Genomic DNA, 17,809 nt, shown 5'->3' with positions numbered 1-17,809 from the left:
TAACACAAAAAACAAAGTGATATGGAAAGTGAAAGAAAGATTTGGGAACCAATGCCGACCGTTGAAGAACGGATAAATTATGGCAAAGCCCAACGCGAAAAAACACCAAGAGAATTGCATAGTAGCACTTCTTATGCTAAGAGCGATAGGGTAGACCCTGTGCAACTGATCGTCGATTCGAATGAGGATAGGCTACAAGATCTTGTTCCCATCAGGCATGCCAGGATGCTGCAATCGGCATTTGCATTTTACCGGGGCGCCGCTATGATTATGGCCAATGATTTGTCTTATACACCCAGTAGTGGTATTTATGTCCAATCTTGCGGCGATTGCCATTTGATGAATTTTGGCGGTTATGCAACACCCGAGCGGAAGCAGGTTTTTGATATCAACGACTTTGACGAGACCCTGCAGGCGCCCTTTGAGTGGGACCTTAAACGACTTGCGGCCAGCATTATTATAGCTGGCCGCTATAAAGGTTTCACGGATAAGGAAAACAGGAAGGCTGTATTTGGGGCTATAAAAATGTACGCCGAAAAAATGCAGAAGTATTCGACCATGCACCAGTTAGATATATGGTATAGCAGGCTGGATAATAAGACGATCGTAAAATACTTTAAAAACGAAGTTGATTTTGCAAAGCGTATCAAATCGGCCACCGAAAAGGCAAAACGACGCACCCACGAACAGGTTTTTCCAAAAATATCTGTTTTAGAGAATGGGAGACGAAAGATAGTTGATGAACCTCCGCTAATTTATCACCTGCCCGATACAGATAAATTTATTCATGAGGGGCAAGAATTTTTTGAAGGATATTACGCTAATCTTTCCGACGATAAAAAGGCACTGATGAAACGGTACCAACTAGTAGATCTGGCAGTTAAAGTTGTTGGGGTAGGGAGCGTTGGTACCCGTTGCGTTATTGCGTTAATGATGGCAGGAGAAGAGGATGCGCTGATTCTGCAATTTAAAGAAGCCAGGCGTTCTGTTTTAGAACCTTATAATCAAAAATCTGAGTATCAAAATAATGGCGAACGAATTGTTAACGGGCAACGATTGATGCAGGCCGTGAGCGATATATTTTTAGGATGGGCGCGCACCAAGGCGGGCCGCGACTTTTACATAAGGCAATTGCGGGATATGAAGTCGGGGGCTAATATCGATACTTTTACAACAAACACTTTAAGTAATTATACTCTTTTATGTGGTTGGGCTTTGGCAAAATCTCATGCCAAAAGCGGTATGTCGCCAGAGATTGCGGGCTACATTGGTAAGAGCGATGTTTTTGCAGATGCTATAGCCGGCTTTGCATTAAGTTATGCCGACCAAAATGAGCGGGATTATAAAGCTTTTAACCACGCGGCCAAGACTAATAAGATCCCCGTAGAAACAGAATCGTAGTAAACGTTATGGAACTAATATTAAAGCATTTTGAGAAGTATGTTTCCTATGTATTAATGATTATAGCAATGGTGTTTGTGTGTTATCAAACATGGGACCTTGCCTATCATTTCGGATTTAATATGATTGGCAATATTAAAGATCCAAAACTTAATATAGAAGAAAAGGGCAGGCCTGTTGCGGGGCTATTTTTTAGTATTTTATTAACGCTGGAGATTATTCAAACGATAAGGGTATTTTCTCATGATCATTCTGTAAAGCTTAGGATTATATTGATTGTAGGCCTTATAGCGGTAACCCGTAAAATATTGATGTTTGATATGGAAGATGTAAATCCAATGTCCGAATTTGCCATCGCCGCTTTGATAATTGCCTTGTCTTTAGGTTATTATCTTGTAACCACATCAGAAAAATCTGTCGTTAGAAATTCTGATAAATAAGTTCCATTCTCATTTATAATTTATCCGGTCTGTATTGCTATAACTGTTATGTTAAAAAAGGGTTCTACATTTTAATATGAAACAGCTTTTAGGCCGATAGGATGTTGAAACACCAAAATTTTACCCGTGTTTTGTATAGATAACAACCTGACCGAAATAAGATTACCTAAATGTACTGGACGTTGGACAAAATGGCTAAAAAGAGATTTTATAGCAATTATGTAATTAAAGTTAAGCGGTTTCTGGCTATCTTATATATGATGCTGCCCGTAAAAAATACCCGGGAGGAAAAACCGGTTATGCGGGTTATCTACAGAAAAAAAAAGACGGATTCCAAGTAATGGTTGAATTATAGCAGCCTTTCTTTCAGGTCTTTAGAAATACAGGACATTTGTATTGTTTCAATTTTAAATATGCAACCAACCCTATGCCTAAAACAGGCTTAAATGAAGCTTTAGTATGTTCCTTTGTTTATTAAAACATCAACTAAGAATTATGAAAAGCAAAATTACCTTATCGATATTAGCCTGCTGCCTGCTGTGCCTCGTTAGCTCACAAAAAGTATTTTCACAATTAAAAGGCGATAGACTATTTGGAGGAGTGGGTTTAGATGCCGGCACACAAGCACCCGCCGAAACCTTTTCGCTGTTGGTACCACTTTACTTTTATGATGCCGGGTCGTTAAAAAATAAAAATGGCGATAACATTAATGGCAGCCCGGGTTTAAATATGTTTCTTACGGGCATCGGTGCCAACTACGTTAGCAAAGCAAAAATATTGGGTGGAAATTACGGGGCTTCTATATTACTGCCTTTTGCTACAAATAGAATAGAGGGTAATAACATCAATTCTAAAAGTTCATTCGCATTTAGCGATACCTATATCCAGCCATTTCAGTTAGGCTGGCATGGTAAAGCAGCCGATTTTAGTTTTAATTATGGGCTATATATCCCCACCGGTAAATATTCACTCGGCGGAGACAATAATAGCGGCTTAGGCATGTGGGGTAATGAGTTTTCAGCGGGCACAACCTTGCGGCTTGATCCTAAAGGGAGTGTTAGTTTTGGAACATTGGCTTCTTACGAGTTTCACGGAGATAAAAAGAACAGCCCCGACGGCATCAAAGTTGGGGATCTTCTATCATTAGAGGGTGGATTGGGCAAAACCTGGTATACCTTCAACGGTACTAAAATACCATCATCTATTATCAAGGCAGGCATGATCTACTATATGCAATTTAAAACGTCTGAAGATCAGTTGCCTCTTGCCAACACAGGAGCTACATTATTTTTACCAGGCAAAGATCACACTTACGCACTGGGTGCAGAAGGGAATGTGCTCCTAACCAAATCACGGATGCTTTTAGGCCTTCGCTGGCTCGACGAACTTGGTGCTGTTAACCGTTTTCAGGGCAACACATTTTTCGTAACCATTGCACACATATTTAGCACAGCTCCTACAAAAAAATAATTCTTACATATCATTAATCATTTATTAATCCCGAGATGAAAAGAGTATACAAATATGTAACGGCATCAATCATTACCGGGATTTTCTTTTTGATTCCAATTGGCATAGTTTTCATAATATTTGAAAAGATCTTCAACGTGGTGAAAAAGATCCAGGTGGCGTTGCATTTAAAAGTTACCGGGACAGCCTACATACACGCCTTGATAAATGATGTGTTGGTAGTATTGATTATTCTGCTGTTATGTTTTCTGGCGGGTCTTGCAGGTCAAAAGCAATGGGGTAAAAGCCTGGTCGATATCATTGAGAAAAATGTACTACAACATTTGCCCGGTTATGATTATACCAAATCTACTGCACAAGGTATTTTGGGCATTAACGACCATCGGTTTAATAAAGTGGTGTTATACCGCGATGACGTGCGCAAATATGCCATTGCTTTTAAGGTTGAAAACGTTACCGAGCGAATGATAATGATATTTATACCCTCAACACCAAAACCACGCGACGGAGAGTTACTGGTAGTTGATATGGAAAGACTAATTGAAACAGAGCTTAGCATGCAGCAGGCATTTGAAATAATAAAAACTATCGGAAACGGCGCAGCAGGAAAACTGGGCCTCTATTTTTCTGAAACTGAGATGGAACAAAAGGAATCTGAAAACTAAAACAACGGTTATGAAAAAATTAATTTATTATTTCCTGGTAATACTCTGCTTCTCAAATACATCAATGGCGCAGCAAGTACGAGCCGGAAGAGCGGCGCCTGCCGGCTCCTGGCAAGTAATAGGCACCACGCAGGCAAACTTTACGGCAGATCATGATGGGATTGTGGTAACCGGGTTCGATAATTTTAGACGAATAAAGCTAAAGGTTACCAACGCGCCATTGCGACTGGTGAAATTGGTAGTCACTTATCAGGATGGAGCCCCGGATAATATCGAAATTATTAGTGACATACCCCAGGGCGGCGAGAGCCGCGTAATTGACCTAAGAGGGGTTGGCCAGCGTAGAATAAGAAGAATAGATTTTTGGTACGACACAAGAGGCATCGCCCGAGGCCGCGCCAATGTTACCGTTTTTGCAATGAAATAAAGTGTATTTCAGCCGTAGCTTTAAAGAAGTGTAGTTTTAAATGAAGAAGCTGATCTTTCTTGTTTTAGTAGTATTATCCCCGTTAACGGTTTTAAGGGTTTGTGCGCAAGTGCAAGGGTATAAGCAATTTAACAACGAAATAGATTTTAACCACGACCTCAGCACGAAATGGGCTTTAGAAACTAATGTTGGACAAAGTTGGACAACCAAACCCGGGCATGAAAGTGTGTTCAGCAGCCTGGCGCAACTTTATTTGCGCGAATGGGTTCACTACATGCCTTCAGATAAGTGGAAGCTTTCTTTCTTTTACGCTTTTTACTACAACAGGTACGTGCCAGAAATAGATCAGCGAAAAGCCCCCGAATGGCGAAGTGCCGTGCAAGCAACCTATTACATTACGCGCAAGCGTATGATATTGACCACACGCTGGCGCATAGAAGACAGGCATATACAGAACGCGGATACGGTTTTTGAAGCCGTAAACCGTTTAAGAGGACAGGTAAAGGTTGTTTACCCGATTAATGGCAAAGTAATAGCTGAGAAAGTTTTTTATGGTATCGGGTCCGAAGAACTCTTTTTCAAAACCAGCAGTAAAGTAAGTGGTAGTAGCCTTTTCGATCGTAATCGGCTAACGCTTGGCGTGGGCTACGGAATCACCAATAACCTGCAAATTGAGGTGGCTTATTCTAACGAATACTTGCCACGACCTGGCACCGACCAGAACTATAATGCATTCCAGTGTAATATTATATTTAATAACCTGCTCCCAAGGTTAGGTCATGCGCTATTTGGCAAAAAACGAGATCCCGAGAGTTCGGATACTAATTAAGCGGTCAAGTTTCATATTTTAAAATGCAACATAAATAGGGCAATAATCTGCTTATATAAATAGCCAAGGGTTTTATTTTGTATTCAACTACTTATCTCGAAACAAAACTTTACCCTGATGAAAACTAAAACCAAGATCTATCTAAAACGTATACCGTTTCCGCTTTTGCTTCTGGTTTTGATAATGTTGACGGAGCATGGCGCAAATGCCGCAATTTTTATCGACGATACCGTAAAATCGATAAAAGACACCAGCGTAGTAAAAGTTAAAAAAGATACCACTATGACTACGCTTCCGCCTGTTAAAAAGCGATTTTGGCGTGCATCGGGTGAGTTAATGTTAGCGCAGATTATCCCGTGGTCATACAACTACTTTATACGCGACGCCGATTTTGCACACATATCCTTTAAAAGTATCGGGCATAATTTAAAGCCCAGCAGTTGGGAGTGGGACGATAACAATTTTACCACTAACCAAATCGGCCACCCTTACCAAGGGAGCTTATATTACAGCGCCTTTCGCAGCAACGGTTATAGTTTCTGGCAGGCGGCACCTGCAGCGTTTGCAGGAAGTTTTATGTGGGAGGTAGCTGGCGAGACCCATAACCCAGCCCCGAACGATTTTATTAATACCAGCTTAGGCGGTATAGCACTAGGCGAAATGAGTTACCGTGTAGCTAACCGAATTATTAATGAAAGGCAACACGGATTTAAACGGCAAATGAGCGAAGTCTTTGGCTTTTTAATAAACCCCATGAATGGGTTTAACCGCATTATAGATGGCAAGTGGGGTAGAGTTTCTACCGCGCCGGAAACCGATCTGGATACGGCTAACCTTGTGGCAGAGATTGACTTGGGAGCCAGGCAAATCAGCGAGAAAAATCAAGACCTTTTTGAGCGTGGAAGAATAGGATGGTATGCCAGAGCGCGGGTATTATACGGCGATCCATACCGCGAATCTAAAACTCCTTTTAATAATTTCGATGTTACCGTAGAACTTGGAAAAGACGATACGGCAAGATTGAATACCGTTAGAGTAAATGGCTTATTATCATCCTGGGAAATTAAATCGAATATGAAGGTTGAGCATTTGCTATCTCTGACCATGAATTATGATTTTTATCATAACCAGGCATTTGAATACGGTGCGCAAAGTGTTAACCTTACCGTATATTCAGAATATGACACCAATGAAAAATTGAAATTTTTCACCCGCGCCGGCGCGGGCGTGGTAATACTCGCCGCCGTGCCCGATGCTTATCTGTACTATGGCGAAGGTCGCAACTATGATTATGGGTCGGGTGTTAGTATTATAGCTAACGGTGGGGTATCCATAAATAACAGATGGACGGGCAGGCTTGCCTACCAGGGCGGCTGGTTTGAAACGCTTAACGGTAGCCACTCCAGTTATTTTCTGCATGCTTTTGCGGGGGAGGCGCGGTATAGAATTTTTAATAGAGTGTCTGCGGGTGCCGAGGGTGGCGCCTTTATATTACACGGTTATTACCGCGACTATGACGACATCAATAAAAAGTACCCGTTTATCCGGTTATCCATCGGGGTTAGAATATAGCGGCTAAGTTTCATTTTTAAATATGCAACCAAAGTAGGTGCGGTAAAAATGCATATCCCCAAAACAGTTTTTAATTTTAATAAATATTTATCAGCAGCATTTAACCAATAATAAAATATGAAAAGGTTACTCAATAAGGTTTCATCAATTGGCAAAACTACAATTGCCCTCATACTTATCATATCCATTTGCGACTTATCAAATACGTTTGCCCAACGGAGGGGCGGCGGTGGCAGAGCATCAAGGCCTGCTGGTCACGCAGGTGGTATGAACAGGCCTGCAAGCAGACCAGCCAATACCGGCGGCATAAACAGGCCAAATAACAATGTCGGTAACAGACCCAACATTAACAACCGGCCGAATAATAATGGCGGTATTAACAGGCCAAATAACACGGTGAATAATAATGGTAACCGTAACAATGGCAACCGTAATAATGGTAACCGTACTAACATCAATAGCGGAAATACTAACGTAAATATTAACGTTAATAACCGTAATACTTATGTAAGGCAAAATAATTACCGCCCTTATACAAGGCCGCCTTATGTTTATGGCGGTCGCAGCTTTTATAGCTACCATCCTTATTTTTATCACCCTTATCATCCTTTTTATTGGGGACCGGCCTGGCATCCTTGGGGCTTCTTTGTTGCGGCACTGGCAACTACAGCAATTGTTGTAACCGTTGCTAACCAGCAATATCATTACGATCAGGGGGTTTATTACCAGCAAAGTAATGGTGGTTACACTGTTGTACAAGCACCGGTTGGTGCTACCGTTACCACTATACCAAGTGGTGCCCAAACGGTAGTTGTCCAAGGCGCTGGCACCACCACCACCAACAACTATTATTATGGCGGCACATATTATGAGAAAAGCGATGGTGGCTACACAGTTGTACCGCCAACTGCAGGTTCTATAGTAACCAGCCTGCCCGAAGGTGGTAAGGAAACCAAAGTAGGGGACGTTACTTATGTTAAAGTAGGTGAAACCTATTATCAGCCTATTCAGCAGGATGGTAAGGATGTTTATGAGGTTGTAAAAGTAGATGAGGTGAAAACTCCATAAACGCAATTACAGAAGCTATCGAATTTGTTGCACCGGGTTAATATAAAGTTAATGCAGGCTTTTTATTTCCTAAATATAGCAGGGCTTTCTTTGCCGACGATATGGATTCGGCAAAGAGCCCCTTGGTGGTAACATTGGATAAGTTTGAAGGTGTCTTTAAAGAAAACTATACACCGCTCTTTAACTACGTAAAATCGATTGTTAAAGACAGCGATGTGGCAAAAGATGTGCTTTCCGACCTTTTCTTAAATCTTTGGCACCAACGCGATAAGCTGCAAATCCGGCAATTAAAACCTTACCTCTTTCGCTCTGCCAGGAATGGGGCATTGAAAGCCATCAGCGCTAGTAATCAAACATCCCAGTTGTCTGAGGACATGTTCGAGATCCCGGCAGATAACTACAATCCTTTCGAGCGGTTTGTCGCTAAACAATCTATCCAAATTGTGCAGGAGCTAATCAATAAATTACCGGTTGCGCGACGCGAAATGATAGAGCTTCGCTTACTTGGCCTCAAGAATCACGAGATTGCCGATGTTATGGATATTTCCGAAAAGAAGGTCGAATACAACATGCGCGAAGCCATTGAACATTTAAGTCATATGGTGCATAGTGCTAATTTCGATAAGGCAACTATCGCGGGTGGGTTGATGTTGGTTAACATTATCTTTACATTATCGTAATAATTTCTTTTGGTGAAAATGTGCTTTTCTGGCTCTTCAGAGAAACATATCATTCACCAAACAGATGACAAACAGACGTAATTTCATAAAAAGCCTGGGCCTAACCAGCGCTGCCGTCATAGCCGCACCTGCAGAACTACTACATGCAGCGCCAATAATTAATACCGAAAAGCAGGATCTTACCAATATTACCCTTAAAGGCAGGGTTCACCATAGTGGTACTGGTATTAGCAACGTGGCCGTTACCGATGGCGTAAACGTTACCCTTACTGACAAAAACGGTAATTATAGCTTGCTGAGCAACAAAACGGCTGAGTTTGTATACATCAGTGTGCCGGCTGGCTATGCGTTTCCTCATGAAAAAGGGATAACCCAATTTTATAAAAAAGTTGATCATAATGGCGCATCTTTCAATGCAGACTTCAGATTAGAGAAACTGGAGACCGACGATCGCAGCCATAAGTTTGTAGTATGGGCCGATCCGCAGATCATTTCCAAAAAGGATGCCGAAATTCTGGTAACCCAGGCTGCCCCAGATTTGTGCGATCTCGTAAAAGCACATCCTGCAGGAACTCTATTCCATGCCATTGGATGTGGCGATTTAGTTTGGGATCATTTCGAACTGATCTCCGATTTCAAAAATGCTGTTGATATAAGCGGCATACCTTTCTTTAATCTGATCGGTAACCACGATATGGATCTGGATGCCCGTACAGATGATTATTCGGCCAAAACTTTCAAAGCTAATTTCGGCCCTACATATTACTCTTACAACCGTGGTAATATTCACTATGTTGCCTTAGACGATGTTTTCTTCATAGGCACAGTAAAAAAATATATCGGCTATTTAACCGAAAACCAGTTGCAATGGCTAGAGCAGGATCTGGCTCAGGTAAAACATGGAAGTACCGTTGTAGTATCATTACACATTCCAACTTTTACAGGTGGTCAGCGTCGTAATAAACTCGCAGAAGAGGAGATAGGAGGCACGGTTTCAAATCGCGAGCAACTGTACAAGATACTGGCGCCTTACAAAGTGCATATCATGTCGGGCCATACGCACATGAACGAGAATTGGGAGCGCGACAATATGATGGAACACGTGCACGGCACCGTTTGCGGCGCGTGGTGGACTGGCCCTATCTGTACCGACGGAACCCCAGAAGGTTATGCAGTGTACGAGGTAAAAGGCGATGATATCACATGGTATTACAAAGCAACCCGTAAACCCAAAGAATATCAGCTTAAAATTTACGAAAAAGGCAGACTGAAAACATCGCCCAATGCAGTGGTGGCCAACGTTTGGAACTGGGATAGCAAATGGAAAGTACAATGGTTTGAAGACGGCGTGTTGAAAGGCGACATGGAGCAAAAAGTAGATTTCGATCCGTGGTCGCTGGAGCTGTATGAGGGGCCGCAAATGCCAAAGAAACATAAGTTTGTTGAGCCCACACTTACCGACCACCTGTTTTTCGCTACGCCTTCAGCAGGCGCCAAAACAATTAAGGTTGTTGCTATCGATAGATTTGGCAGTAGCTATAGCGATCAGATTTCTCTCTAATATTAGAACTATACATGAAGCAAAGGCCCCGGTTTACCGGGGCCTTCTGTTTTTTGAGCTACTTAACAGAATATTAATATATACTTAACTATTTCTTTTGGTGGAAACCCCGTTTCGTGTGCTCTTCTTACAAAATACATCACGTGAACTGGGATATACTACTAAAATACATTAACAAACAAACTACCCCCGAGGAAGACAGGGAGGTAACCAACTGGCTTAACGAGCAGCGCGAAAACAAATATCTGCTCGATTATTTACAACGCCGAAGCAACAAGTTAAATGCGGAGTTAAAAGACCATGATATCCAGAAGGAATGGGAACATCTGCTGGATAAAATGTTTGAAGCCGAACCCATAAAAGGGAAAGTAGTTTCTTTACGGAAATTCAAATATGTAGCTGTAGCTGCAAGTTTGATATTGGTTAGTGTACTAGGCTGGCTTTACCTACGCCCGGCTAAACAACACCCCCAACAATTTGCCCTGCAAACACCTGCCAACATGCGCGGTAAGGTTACCCTGCCCGATGGTACACTCGTGTACATGGCGCCAAATTCTAACCTTGAATATGACAACACTTATGACGTTGCAAAAAGGATCGTACACTTATCGGGCGAAGCTTTCTTCGATGTAAAACATCAAACCAATAAGCCGTTTATAATCTACGCGCAAAATAATGTAAAGCTAACGGTACTCGGTACTTCCTTCAGCTTCTACTCTCGTAAAAATCGTGTTTCCGAGGTTAAGGTTGCAACCGGTTTGGTGGGTATTACAGCCAACAAGCATACACAGTTTGTAAAAGCAGGCGAGCAGTTTAATTACACAGCTACCAATGGCAAATCGGCGATCCAATCTGTTGACGAGCATGACGCTACCTCTCTGCAAAACGAAACGCTATACTTTAAAAATAACAATGCAAAAGAGATAGCAGTAAAGCTACAGCGCTGGTATAACATCAACGTTGTGGTGTTGCCGGCGGCCCAAAACCACCCGCTCTTTAGCGGTGAAATGAAAGACACTGGTATCGACAACCTGTTAAAGGGTTTACACTACGCTACTGGTATTAACTACCGTTATCAAAATTCCAAAACTCTCTTACTATTCTGATACAAACGATGATTCCTAAAACTTTACTTAAACAATTCAGGGGATTGATATGCCTGCTAATGCTGTTTGCTTCGGCGCAGTTGAGGGCACAAAGTAATTCCAACCAGTTTAGCTTTGCCCAAAAGCAGCTAAGTGTACAAGCCATTGTAGATAAGTTGCAAAGCACCTACCATTACAAAGTTGCCTTTGATGCCGACGTGAACATGGCGAAGATGATTAACCTTTCTTCGGAGAATGTGTCCTTTGATCAATTAGTTAACCAATTGCAACAAGCGGGTTTAGGCCTTAAAAACGTTGATGGTAACCTGGTGATCAGGAAATTAGCAATGATCAATGTAAGTGGTAACATCATCTCATCGGATGATAAATTGCCCTTAACAGGAGTGACCATTACAGATGCGGCTAAAAAATCACTAGGTTCATCTAACGGGGACGGTAAATTCTCCATTCAGTTACCTAAAGGTGGCAAGGTTAATTTCTCCATGATTGGCTTTGGGCCACAATCTCAAACCTACGACAAAAATACGGCCGGCATTACCATTATTATGGATGCCTCTACAACTGCACTTAATGAGGTTGTTGTTACGGCCTTAGGTATAAAGCGTGATGAAAAAGCTTTGGGTTATGCTGCAACCGTTGTAAAAGGCGAGCAGTTGACCAAGGCTTTATCAAACAACTGGACTGACGCTTTATCTGGTAAAGTGGCTGGTTTAAACCTTATCCGTTCTAACGGCGGCCCAACCGGATCAAACCGTATTGTGTTACGCGGCGAGAGCAACTTAACCGGAGAGAACGAAGCCTTGATTGTTGTTGATGGGGTAGTAATTAACAACGGTAGCGGACGCACAACAGGTAGCGGTAGCGCTGCGTATTTGGATAGCGATTCGCCGGTAGATTTTGGCAGTGGCTTAAACGATATTAATCCCGAAGACATTGAATCTGTTACGGTACTCAAAGGTCCTGGTGCCGCAGCATTATATGGCCAGCGCGGTGCTAACGGTGCTATCATCATCACTACCAAATCGGGCAAGTCTAAAGACGGCAAGGTCAATGTTACGATCAATTCTAATACAGCCGTTGAAACCATCTCTCGCTGGCCCGATTTTCAGTATCAATACGGACAGGGTGTGGATGGCGATAATTATTACTCCTTCGGTGCTACTGCCGATGGCGCAAGTACACGTAGCACCAGCTCTGCCTGGGGGCCGAAGTTTGACGGACAATCGTTTTTTCAATATGATCCCGTTACCCATACAGGAGGTACTACACGTACGCCTTGGGTAGCCTATCCGGATGCGCGCAAAGACTTTTTCGAGACTGGCAAAACCTTTACCAACAGCGTTACCTTAAGTGGGGGTACCGATAAAACATCGGCACGCTTTTCGGCAACCAACGTTAATAATAACTGGATCATCCCTAACACAGGTTACAAAAGAAACACGGTAACAGTAGCGGTTGATCAAAAGGTATCCGATAAATTAAAGATCTCAACCAACGTTAACTACACCAATAAAACCAGCGATAACCTGCCCGCTACCGGTTACAACAACCAGTCGATCATGTACTGGAATATGTTTTGGGAACCCAATGCTGATGTTAATTGGTTGAAGGATTACTGGTTGCCAGGACAGGAAAATATCAAGCAAAGCTATCCTTTCAGCAGTTACCCGGATAACCCTTATCTGATTGCTAACGAAATGCCAAATACCTTAAACCGTAATGCATTAACAGGTAATATTCAGGCTACTTATAACTTCACCAAAGATCTGAGCGTGATGGTTCGTACCGCAATGGATTTTGCATACGATCAACGTACCGAGCAACGCCCTTATGATACCGAGAAGTTTACCAAAGGTATGTATCGTACCCAAAGCATTTTCTCGCAGGAAATCACAAACGATTTCTTGATACGCTATCACAAGACGATTAAGAAAGACTTTGACGTAACCTTAACAGCAGGCGGAAGCATGTTAAAAAATACCTACAACAAAGATGAGCTAAGAGCCGACTCGTTGTTGTACCCAGGCATTTATACGTTAGCTAACAAGGCAGGCGTGTTAACAGCTTTGCCTTATAAAAGCGAATATGCCATCAACAGCTTTTATGGTATGTTGGCAACCAGTTATAAAAATTACCTGTTTTTAGATGTTACCGGCCGTAACGACTGGAACAGCGTACTGGCTACCACCACTTCTACCAATAACGTATCGTTCTTTTACCCATCGGTGAATGCGAGTGCTATTTTATCGGAGATGTTTACTTTGCCTAAAGCTATATCTTACGCCAAGGTACGTGGATCTATAGCGGGTGTAGGTAGTGGCAGGCAGACGCCATACTTAACATCATATGCCTATACATCAGTCAGTACCTTTCCGGGAGGTTTGGCTAACCCAACCACGCTAGCTAATTTAAACCTAAAACCGTTATTTACAACCAGCTACGAGTTAGGTACAGAGTGGCGCATGTTTAACAGCCGCTTAGGTTTCGATGTTGCTGTGTATCAAAGTAAAACCAAAGACCAGATTCTTACTGCAACAGTAGATAGGTCGTCGGGTGTGAGCGCAGCTATCATCAATGCGGGCGCCGTACAAAACCGTGGTATCGAGATTGCTGCTAATGGTATCCCTATCAGAACAAAATCTTTTAGCTGGAGCATTAATACCACCTTCTCGGCTAACCGTAACAAAATCCTATCTCTAACGGATAGCCTTAAAAGCTTAACCCTGCAAAGTGGCCCGGGTAGTAGGGGAGCGATAATTGCCACAGTTGGCGGCAGTATGGGCGACTTATATGGCCGTGGCTACCAACGCTCGCCTGATGGGCAGATCGTTTATCAAAACGGCTACCCGGTTATTACAACCGATATGAAGTACATCGGCAACACCAATCCTAAATGGAAAGGCAGCATTGGCAACCAGTTTAATTACAAACAATTCAGCTTCAGTTTTTTGGTTGATGCACAGTATGGTGCTGTTGCTTATTCACTCACTTCGGCTGTATTGGCCGAGCAAGGTAAAACTACCAACACTTTGCCGGGTCGCTACAATGGCATTATCGGTAAGGGCGTTATCCAAAACCCTGACGGCACTTATCGCCCAAATGACGTGGTTGCGCAAGATTTAACCAATTACTATACTACGCATTACGGCAGAGACAACGTAGAAGGCACAACCTATTCTACCGACTTTGTTAAGCTTCGCGAAGCACGTTTCGATTACACTTTTACAGGCCGACAGTTAAGCCGTTTGGGCTTACATCGAATTACCCTCGGGGTATACGGTCGGGATCTGTTTATGATCACCAAGTGGCCAGGCTTCGATCCGGAATTTGGTACCCTTAACGACGGCTATATCAATCAGGGTTTTGAATTGGGACAATTCCCTTCCACACGCACAGTGGGTTTCAATCTAGTATTAGGCATTTAACAGGATACACGTCATGAAAAAATATACATCAATAATTTATCTTATAACTGCACTGGTGTGCTTTTCTACAAGTTCCTGCAAAAAGGGGTTTGAGGATATGAACACCAACCCCAATACCAGCGAGCATGCCTTGCCACAAGCCTTGTTGGCTCCGGCCATTGCCAATATCGTATCTGCCAATATGAGCCGCAGCCAACGCGTTACCAACGAGTTAATGCAGGTTACCGTTAACATGGGCGATACCGACGGAAAGATTTTTCGTTACGATATCGTAAAATCGGAAGCCGACTATTTATGGAACAGTTGGTATCTGCAACTCACCAATCTAAAAGATATCTATGACGGAGGGATAGAAACTGCAAGTCCAACATATCAGGGTGTCGCTTTGATATGCCAGGCTTGGGTTTTCTCTATGCTTACCGACACTTATGGCGATATCCCGTACTTTAATGCTATAAAGGCTAAAGACGGTTTGTTTACCCCAGCTTTTGATAAACAGAAAGATATCTACCTCGATCTGTTCAATAAGCTGGAGCAGGCGAATAAATTACTGGCTTCCGGCACAAACGTTTCTGCATCAAGCGACCCCTTGTACAAAGGTGTGGCGGCTAACTGGCGTAAGTTTGGTAACTCGCTTTATCTGCGTTTGCTGTTGAGAGTTTCGGCCAAATCTGAAATGGATGTGGCAACTAAGATCAAACAAATGGTTGATATCAGTCCAGCTACCTATCCGCTAATGGGCAGTAATGACGATTCGGCGATACTCAAATGGAATGGTGTTGCACCTTATGTTTCGCCGTTTGCTACCTGGCGTGCAGCCGACTGGTACACACCAGGTTTGGCCAGTTTCTTTGTCGACAATTTGAACGCCTGGAGCGACCCTAGGATAGGTAAATGGTCAACCCTGTTTGATGGCGAATATGCGGGGGTGCCAAGCGGTTACCCGGTAGGGCAAGTGCTTCAAAAGAAATCGACCCTGCCAACTTCATTACAAACAGAAGCGTTGCTAGGCAACGTGATGAACTATTCTGAGTTGCAGTTTATTCTTGCCGAGGCCGCTGCAAAAGGCTGGATTACAAGTAAAACAGCCCAAGCTTATTACGAGACGGGCGTTACCAATGATATTACTTTATGGGGATATGCCGTGCCTGCCAATTACCTAACCTACCAGCAGGTAAAATGGGATAATAGCTATACACTCGATCAGCAGATGGAATTGATTCACAAGCAAAAATATTATGCGTTGTTTTTTACCGATCTGGAATCGTGGTTTGAGTATCGCCGTACAGGTCACCCAATATTACCAAAAGGTGCGGGTTTGAAAAATAATGGTGTAATGCCTGCACGTTTAAATTACCCGGTTTATGTGCAATCAACCAATGGAGATAATTACAACGCTGCTGTAGCCGCACAGGGGCCGGATAACATCAGTACACAGGTTTGGTGGCAGAAACAATAATCACAACCACAAAAGATATTCGAAATGAAAACTAAAATTTTATATGTTATTTTCTGCCTTGCCATACTGGTAATCGGAGCCTGTAAGAAGCACGATTATGCGGAAGGTGAGTTAAGCCCAATCATAGCGGTGGGCGATTTGCGGAGCCTTTACAAAGGTACCGATCTGACGCTCACCTCCGAAAAAATGGAAGGCGCTACACAAATTGTCGGTACAGTTATCTCCAATCCCGATTCGGGTAATGTGCCTAAAGATGTGGTAATACTTCAAAACTCGAGACGATCTATGGTGAGAGGTATTATGCTTGCTTTGGGGGCCACTTCGTTAACCTATCATTCTGGCGATTCCCTTGTAGTTAAGGTTGAAGGTACGGTATTGAAAAAAGTTAACGGGGCGCTACAGATAACGGGGTTAACGCCGGCTGCCATAACAAAGGTTTCGTCGCAGAATCCGGTTACGGTACGTGCTGTTTCAAGCTATACGATTAAAAGCAATCCCGATCAATATGAGAGTACCCTCGTGCAAATTAAAGCTGCTACCGTAATGCCCGCACCTAAATTTGGCGATACTTTTGCAGGTGAAAAGTATCTGGTGAATGGTGCGGACAGTATCGTATTACATACCGAAGCGACAGCCAGTTATGCGGGTGCAGCTATACCGTCGAGCGCTACATTTGCGGGAATCTTGATTAGCAGTCAGAATACGGCAGGTAAAACCTTATTACAGGTTTGGCCACGCACAGGCGCCGATATTACCGATGTCGTAAAACCCGTGGATCCAGATGGCTCATTAGGTCCCAACCCTGTAATTATTACCGGTTATGTTAATGACTCTAAAGGCGCCGACGGTAATTACGAATACTTCCAGTTTAGGGCCACGCAGAACATAGATTTCTCTAAAACCCCAATGGCCGTGGTAACCTGTACTAATGCAGGTACCGCAGCACCCAATGCCGGCGATGCGCCAGGCGCAGGTTGGGCTACAGGTGGCGGCCGTACCTATAAGTTTAACCTAACCAGCGGCAAGGTTAAGCAAGGAGATTTCTTCTATGTAGGCGGAAGTAACAAAAAAATCAATGGTCCCAACACAACAGACATTAGCTCGGCCAACTGGATCAGAAGCATTGCTTATGTAACCAACGATGGCGATGGTTTCGGAAGTATGAGTTCGGGACTCTTACCTAACAGTGGCAATGCGGGCGGCATCGCCATATTTGTGGGTACAAGTGTTACAGAAACTTCTATTCCGGCAGATTTTGTTCTATTTGGCGGAACTGGAGTAACCACCATTTACAATGCTACCACAGGTAAGGGGTACCGCGTGTGTGATAACGATCATTATCATGTACAGGATCCAACAACTTCGGCAGCGCAGCCGTTCATTTATCAGGGCTCAAATACCTACGTAATTCCACACAGTACGCCTGCCGACGCCGGCATATTTGTGAAACTGGGCGGTAGTTTTGATATGACCAATAAAGTATGGCTTGCACCGCGGAAGTTTGTGTATTACACCATGACTACCACATCGGCCTTACCGGACATTGAAAGTGGTGTCGATGTTACGGCGGTATCAACAAAATAAGAAGTTCAATTTGAAGGCCGTATAATTCGGTCAGAGGTTGCTGGTATTATTGCCGGCGGCCTTTTTTGCTTTAAATCTTTTGAGTTGATTCTGAGCTTAAAACTGTATAAATGACAAATGAT

14 protein-coding genes are annotated in these 17,809 nt (G+C 43.1%); all 14 read left to right on the top strand.

From position 1 onward, the window contains the following. Positions 1 to 21: 21 nt before the first annotated feature. The 14 genes from GSY63_RS23615 to GSY63_RS23550 all read left to right on the top strand — a co-directional run bounded on the left by GSY63_RS23615 (position 22) and on the right by GSY63_RS23550 (position 17,687). Positions 22 to 1,401 (top strand): DUF2252 domain-containing protein, encoded by a 1,380-nt coding sequence (locus GSY63_RS23615; protein ID WP_166588306.1) that lies wholly within the window; start codon positions 22 to 24, stop codon positions 1,399 to 1,401. Between the two features lie 8 nt (positions 1,402 to 1,409). Beyond that, a complete protein-coding gene (locus tag GSY63_RS23610) occupies positions 1,410 to 1,841 on the top strand; it encodes a phosphate-starvation-inducible PsiE family protein (RefSeq protein ID WP_166588305.1) in 432 nt (143 codons plus the stop codon). Between the two features lie 495 nt (positions 1,842 to 2,336). Next, complete coding sequence (locus GSY63_RS23605; RefSeq protein ID WP_166588304.1) at positions 2,337 to 3,311, top strand: SphA family protein; 975 nt, start codon at positions 2,337 to 2,339, stop codon at positions 3,309 to 3,311. A gap of 35 nt (positions 3,312 to 3,346) precedes the next feature. After that, positions 3,347 to 3,976, top strand: a complete 630-nt coding sequence (locus GSY63_RS23600) for a DUF502 domain-containing protein (protein ID WP_166588303.1) — start codon at positions 3,347 to 3,349, stop codon at positions 3,974 to 3,976. Between the two features lie 10 nt (positions 3,977 to 3,986). Continuing rightward, positions 3,987 to 4,403 (top strand): hypothetical protein, encoded by a 417-nt coding sequence (locus tag GSY63_RS23595; RefSeq protein WP_166588302.1) that lies wholly within the window; start codon positions 3,987 to 3,989, stop codon positions 4,401 to 4,403. A 40-nt stretch (positions 4,404 to 4,443) separates the two neighbouring features. After that, on the top strand, positions 4,444 to 5,232 hold the full coding sequence (locus GSY63_RS23590; protein WP_166588301.1) for a DUF2490 domain-containing protein: 789 nt from the start codon (positions 4,444 to 4,446) through the stop codon (positions 5,230 to 5,232). 117 nt (positions 5,233 to 5,349) lie between these two features. Then, entirely contained in the window at positions 5,350 to 6,804 is a 1,455-nt protein-coding gene (locus GSY63_RS23585; RefSeq protein WP_166588300.1) for a DUF3943 domain-containing protein, read from the top strand. Between the two features lie 117 nt (positions 6,805 to 6,921). Further along, positions 6,922 to 7,872: a DUF6515 family protein gene (locus tag GSY63_RS23580; RefSeq protein WP_166588299.1), complete on the top strand. Its 951-nt coding sequence runs from the start codon at positions 6,922 to 6,924 to the stop codon at positions 7,870 to 7,872. Positions 7,873 to 7,973: 101 nt separating this feature from the next. Then, complete coding sequence (locus GSY63_RS23575) at positions 7,974 to 8,552, top strand: sigma-70 family RNA polymerase sigma factor (RefSeq protein ID WP_166588298.1); 579 nt, start codon at positions 7,974 to 7,976, stop codon at positions 8,550 to 8,552. Between the two features lie 64 nt (positions 8,553 to 8,616). Then, a complete protein-coding gene (locus GSY63_RS23570) occupies positions 8,617 to 10,113 on the top strand; it encodes a calcineurin-like phosphoesterase C-terminal domain-containing protein (RefSeq protein WP_166588297.1) in 1,497 nt (498 codons plus the stop codon). 143 nt (positions 10,114 to 10,256) lie between these two features. Next, positions 10,257 to 11,219 carry a FecR family protein gene (locus tag GSY63_RS24900; protein WP_166588296.1) on the top strand — a complete coding sequence of 321 codons (963 nt, stop codon included), beginning with the start codon at positions 10,257 to 10,259 and terminating at the stop codon, positions 11,217 to 11,219. An 8-nt stretch (positions 11,220 to 11,227) separates the two neighbouring features. Next, complete coding sequence (locus GSY63_RS23560; RefSeq protein ID WP_243749308.1) at positions 11,228 to 14,644, top strand: SusC/RagA family TonB-linked outer membrane protein; 3,417 nt, start codon at positions 11,228 to 11,230, stop codon at positions 14,642 to 14,644. A gap of 13 nt (positions 14,645 to 14,657) precedes the next feature. After that, complete coding sequence (locus GSY63_RS23555) at positions 14,658 to 16,103, top strand: SusD/RagB family nutrient-binding outer membrane lipoprotein (protein ID WP_166588295.1); 1,446 nt, start codon at positions 14,658 to 14,660, stop codon at positions 16,101 to 16,103. A gap of 24 nt (positions 16,104 to 16,127) precedes the next feature. Continuing rightward, the gene (locus tag GSY63_RS23550; RefSeq protein ID WP_166588294.1) at positions 16,128 to 17,687 is read left to right on the top strand and encodes a DUF5689 domain-containing protein; all 1,560 of its coding nucleotides are present in this window, start codon (positions 16,128 to 16,130) and stop codon (positions 17,685 to 17,687) included. The last annotated feature ends 122 nt before the right edge of the window (positions 17,688 to 17,809 follow it).

It is taken from the genome of Mucilaginibacter agri, from assembly GCF_009928685.1.
Lineage (GTDB): Bacteria > Bacteroidota > Bacteroidia > Sphingobacteriales > Sphingobacteriaceae > Mucilaginibacter > Mucilaginibacter agri.
Note: the sequence above shows the minus strand (reverse complement) of the source record. Positions and strands in the feature narration are given on the sequence as shown.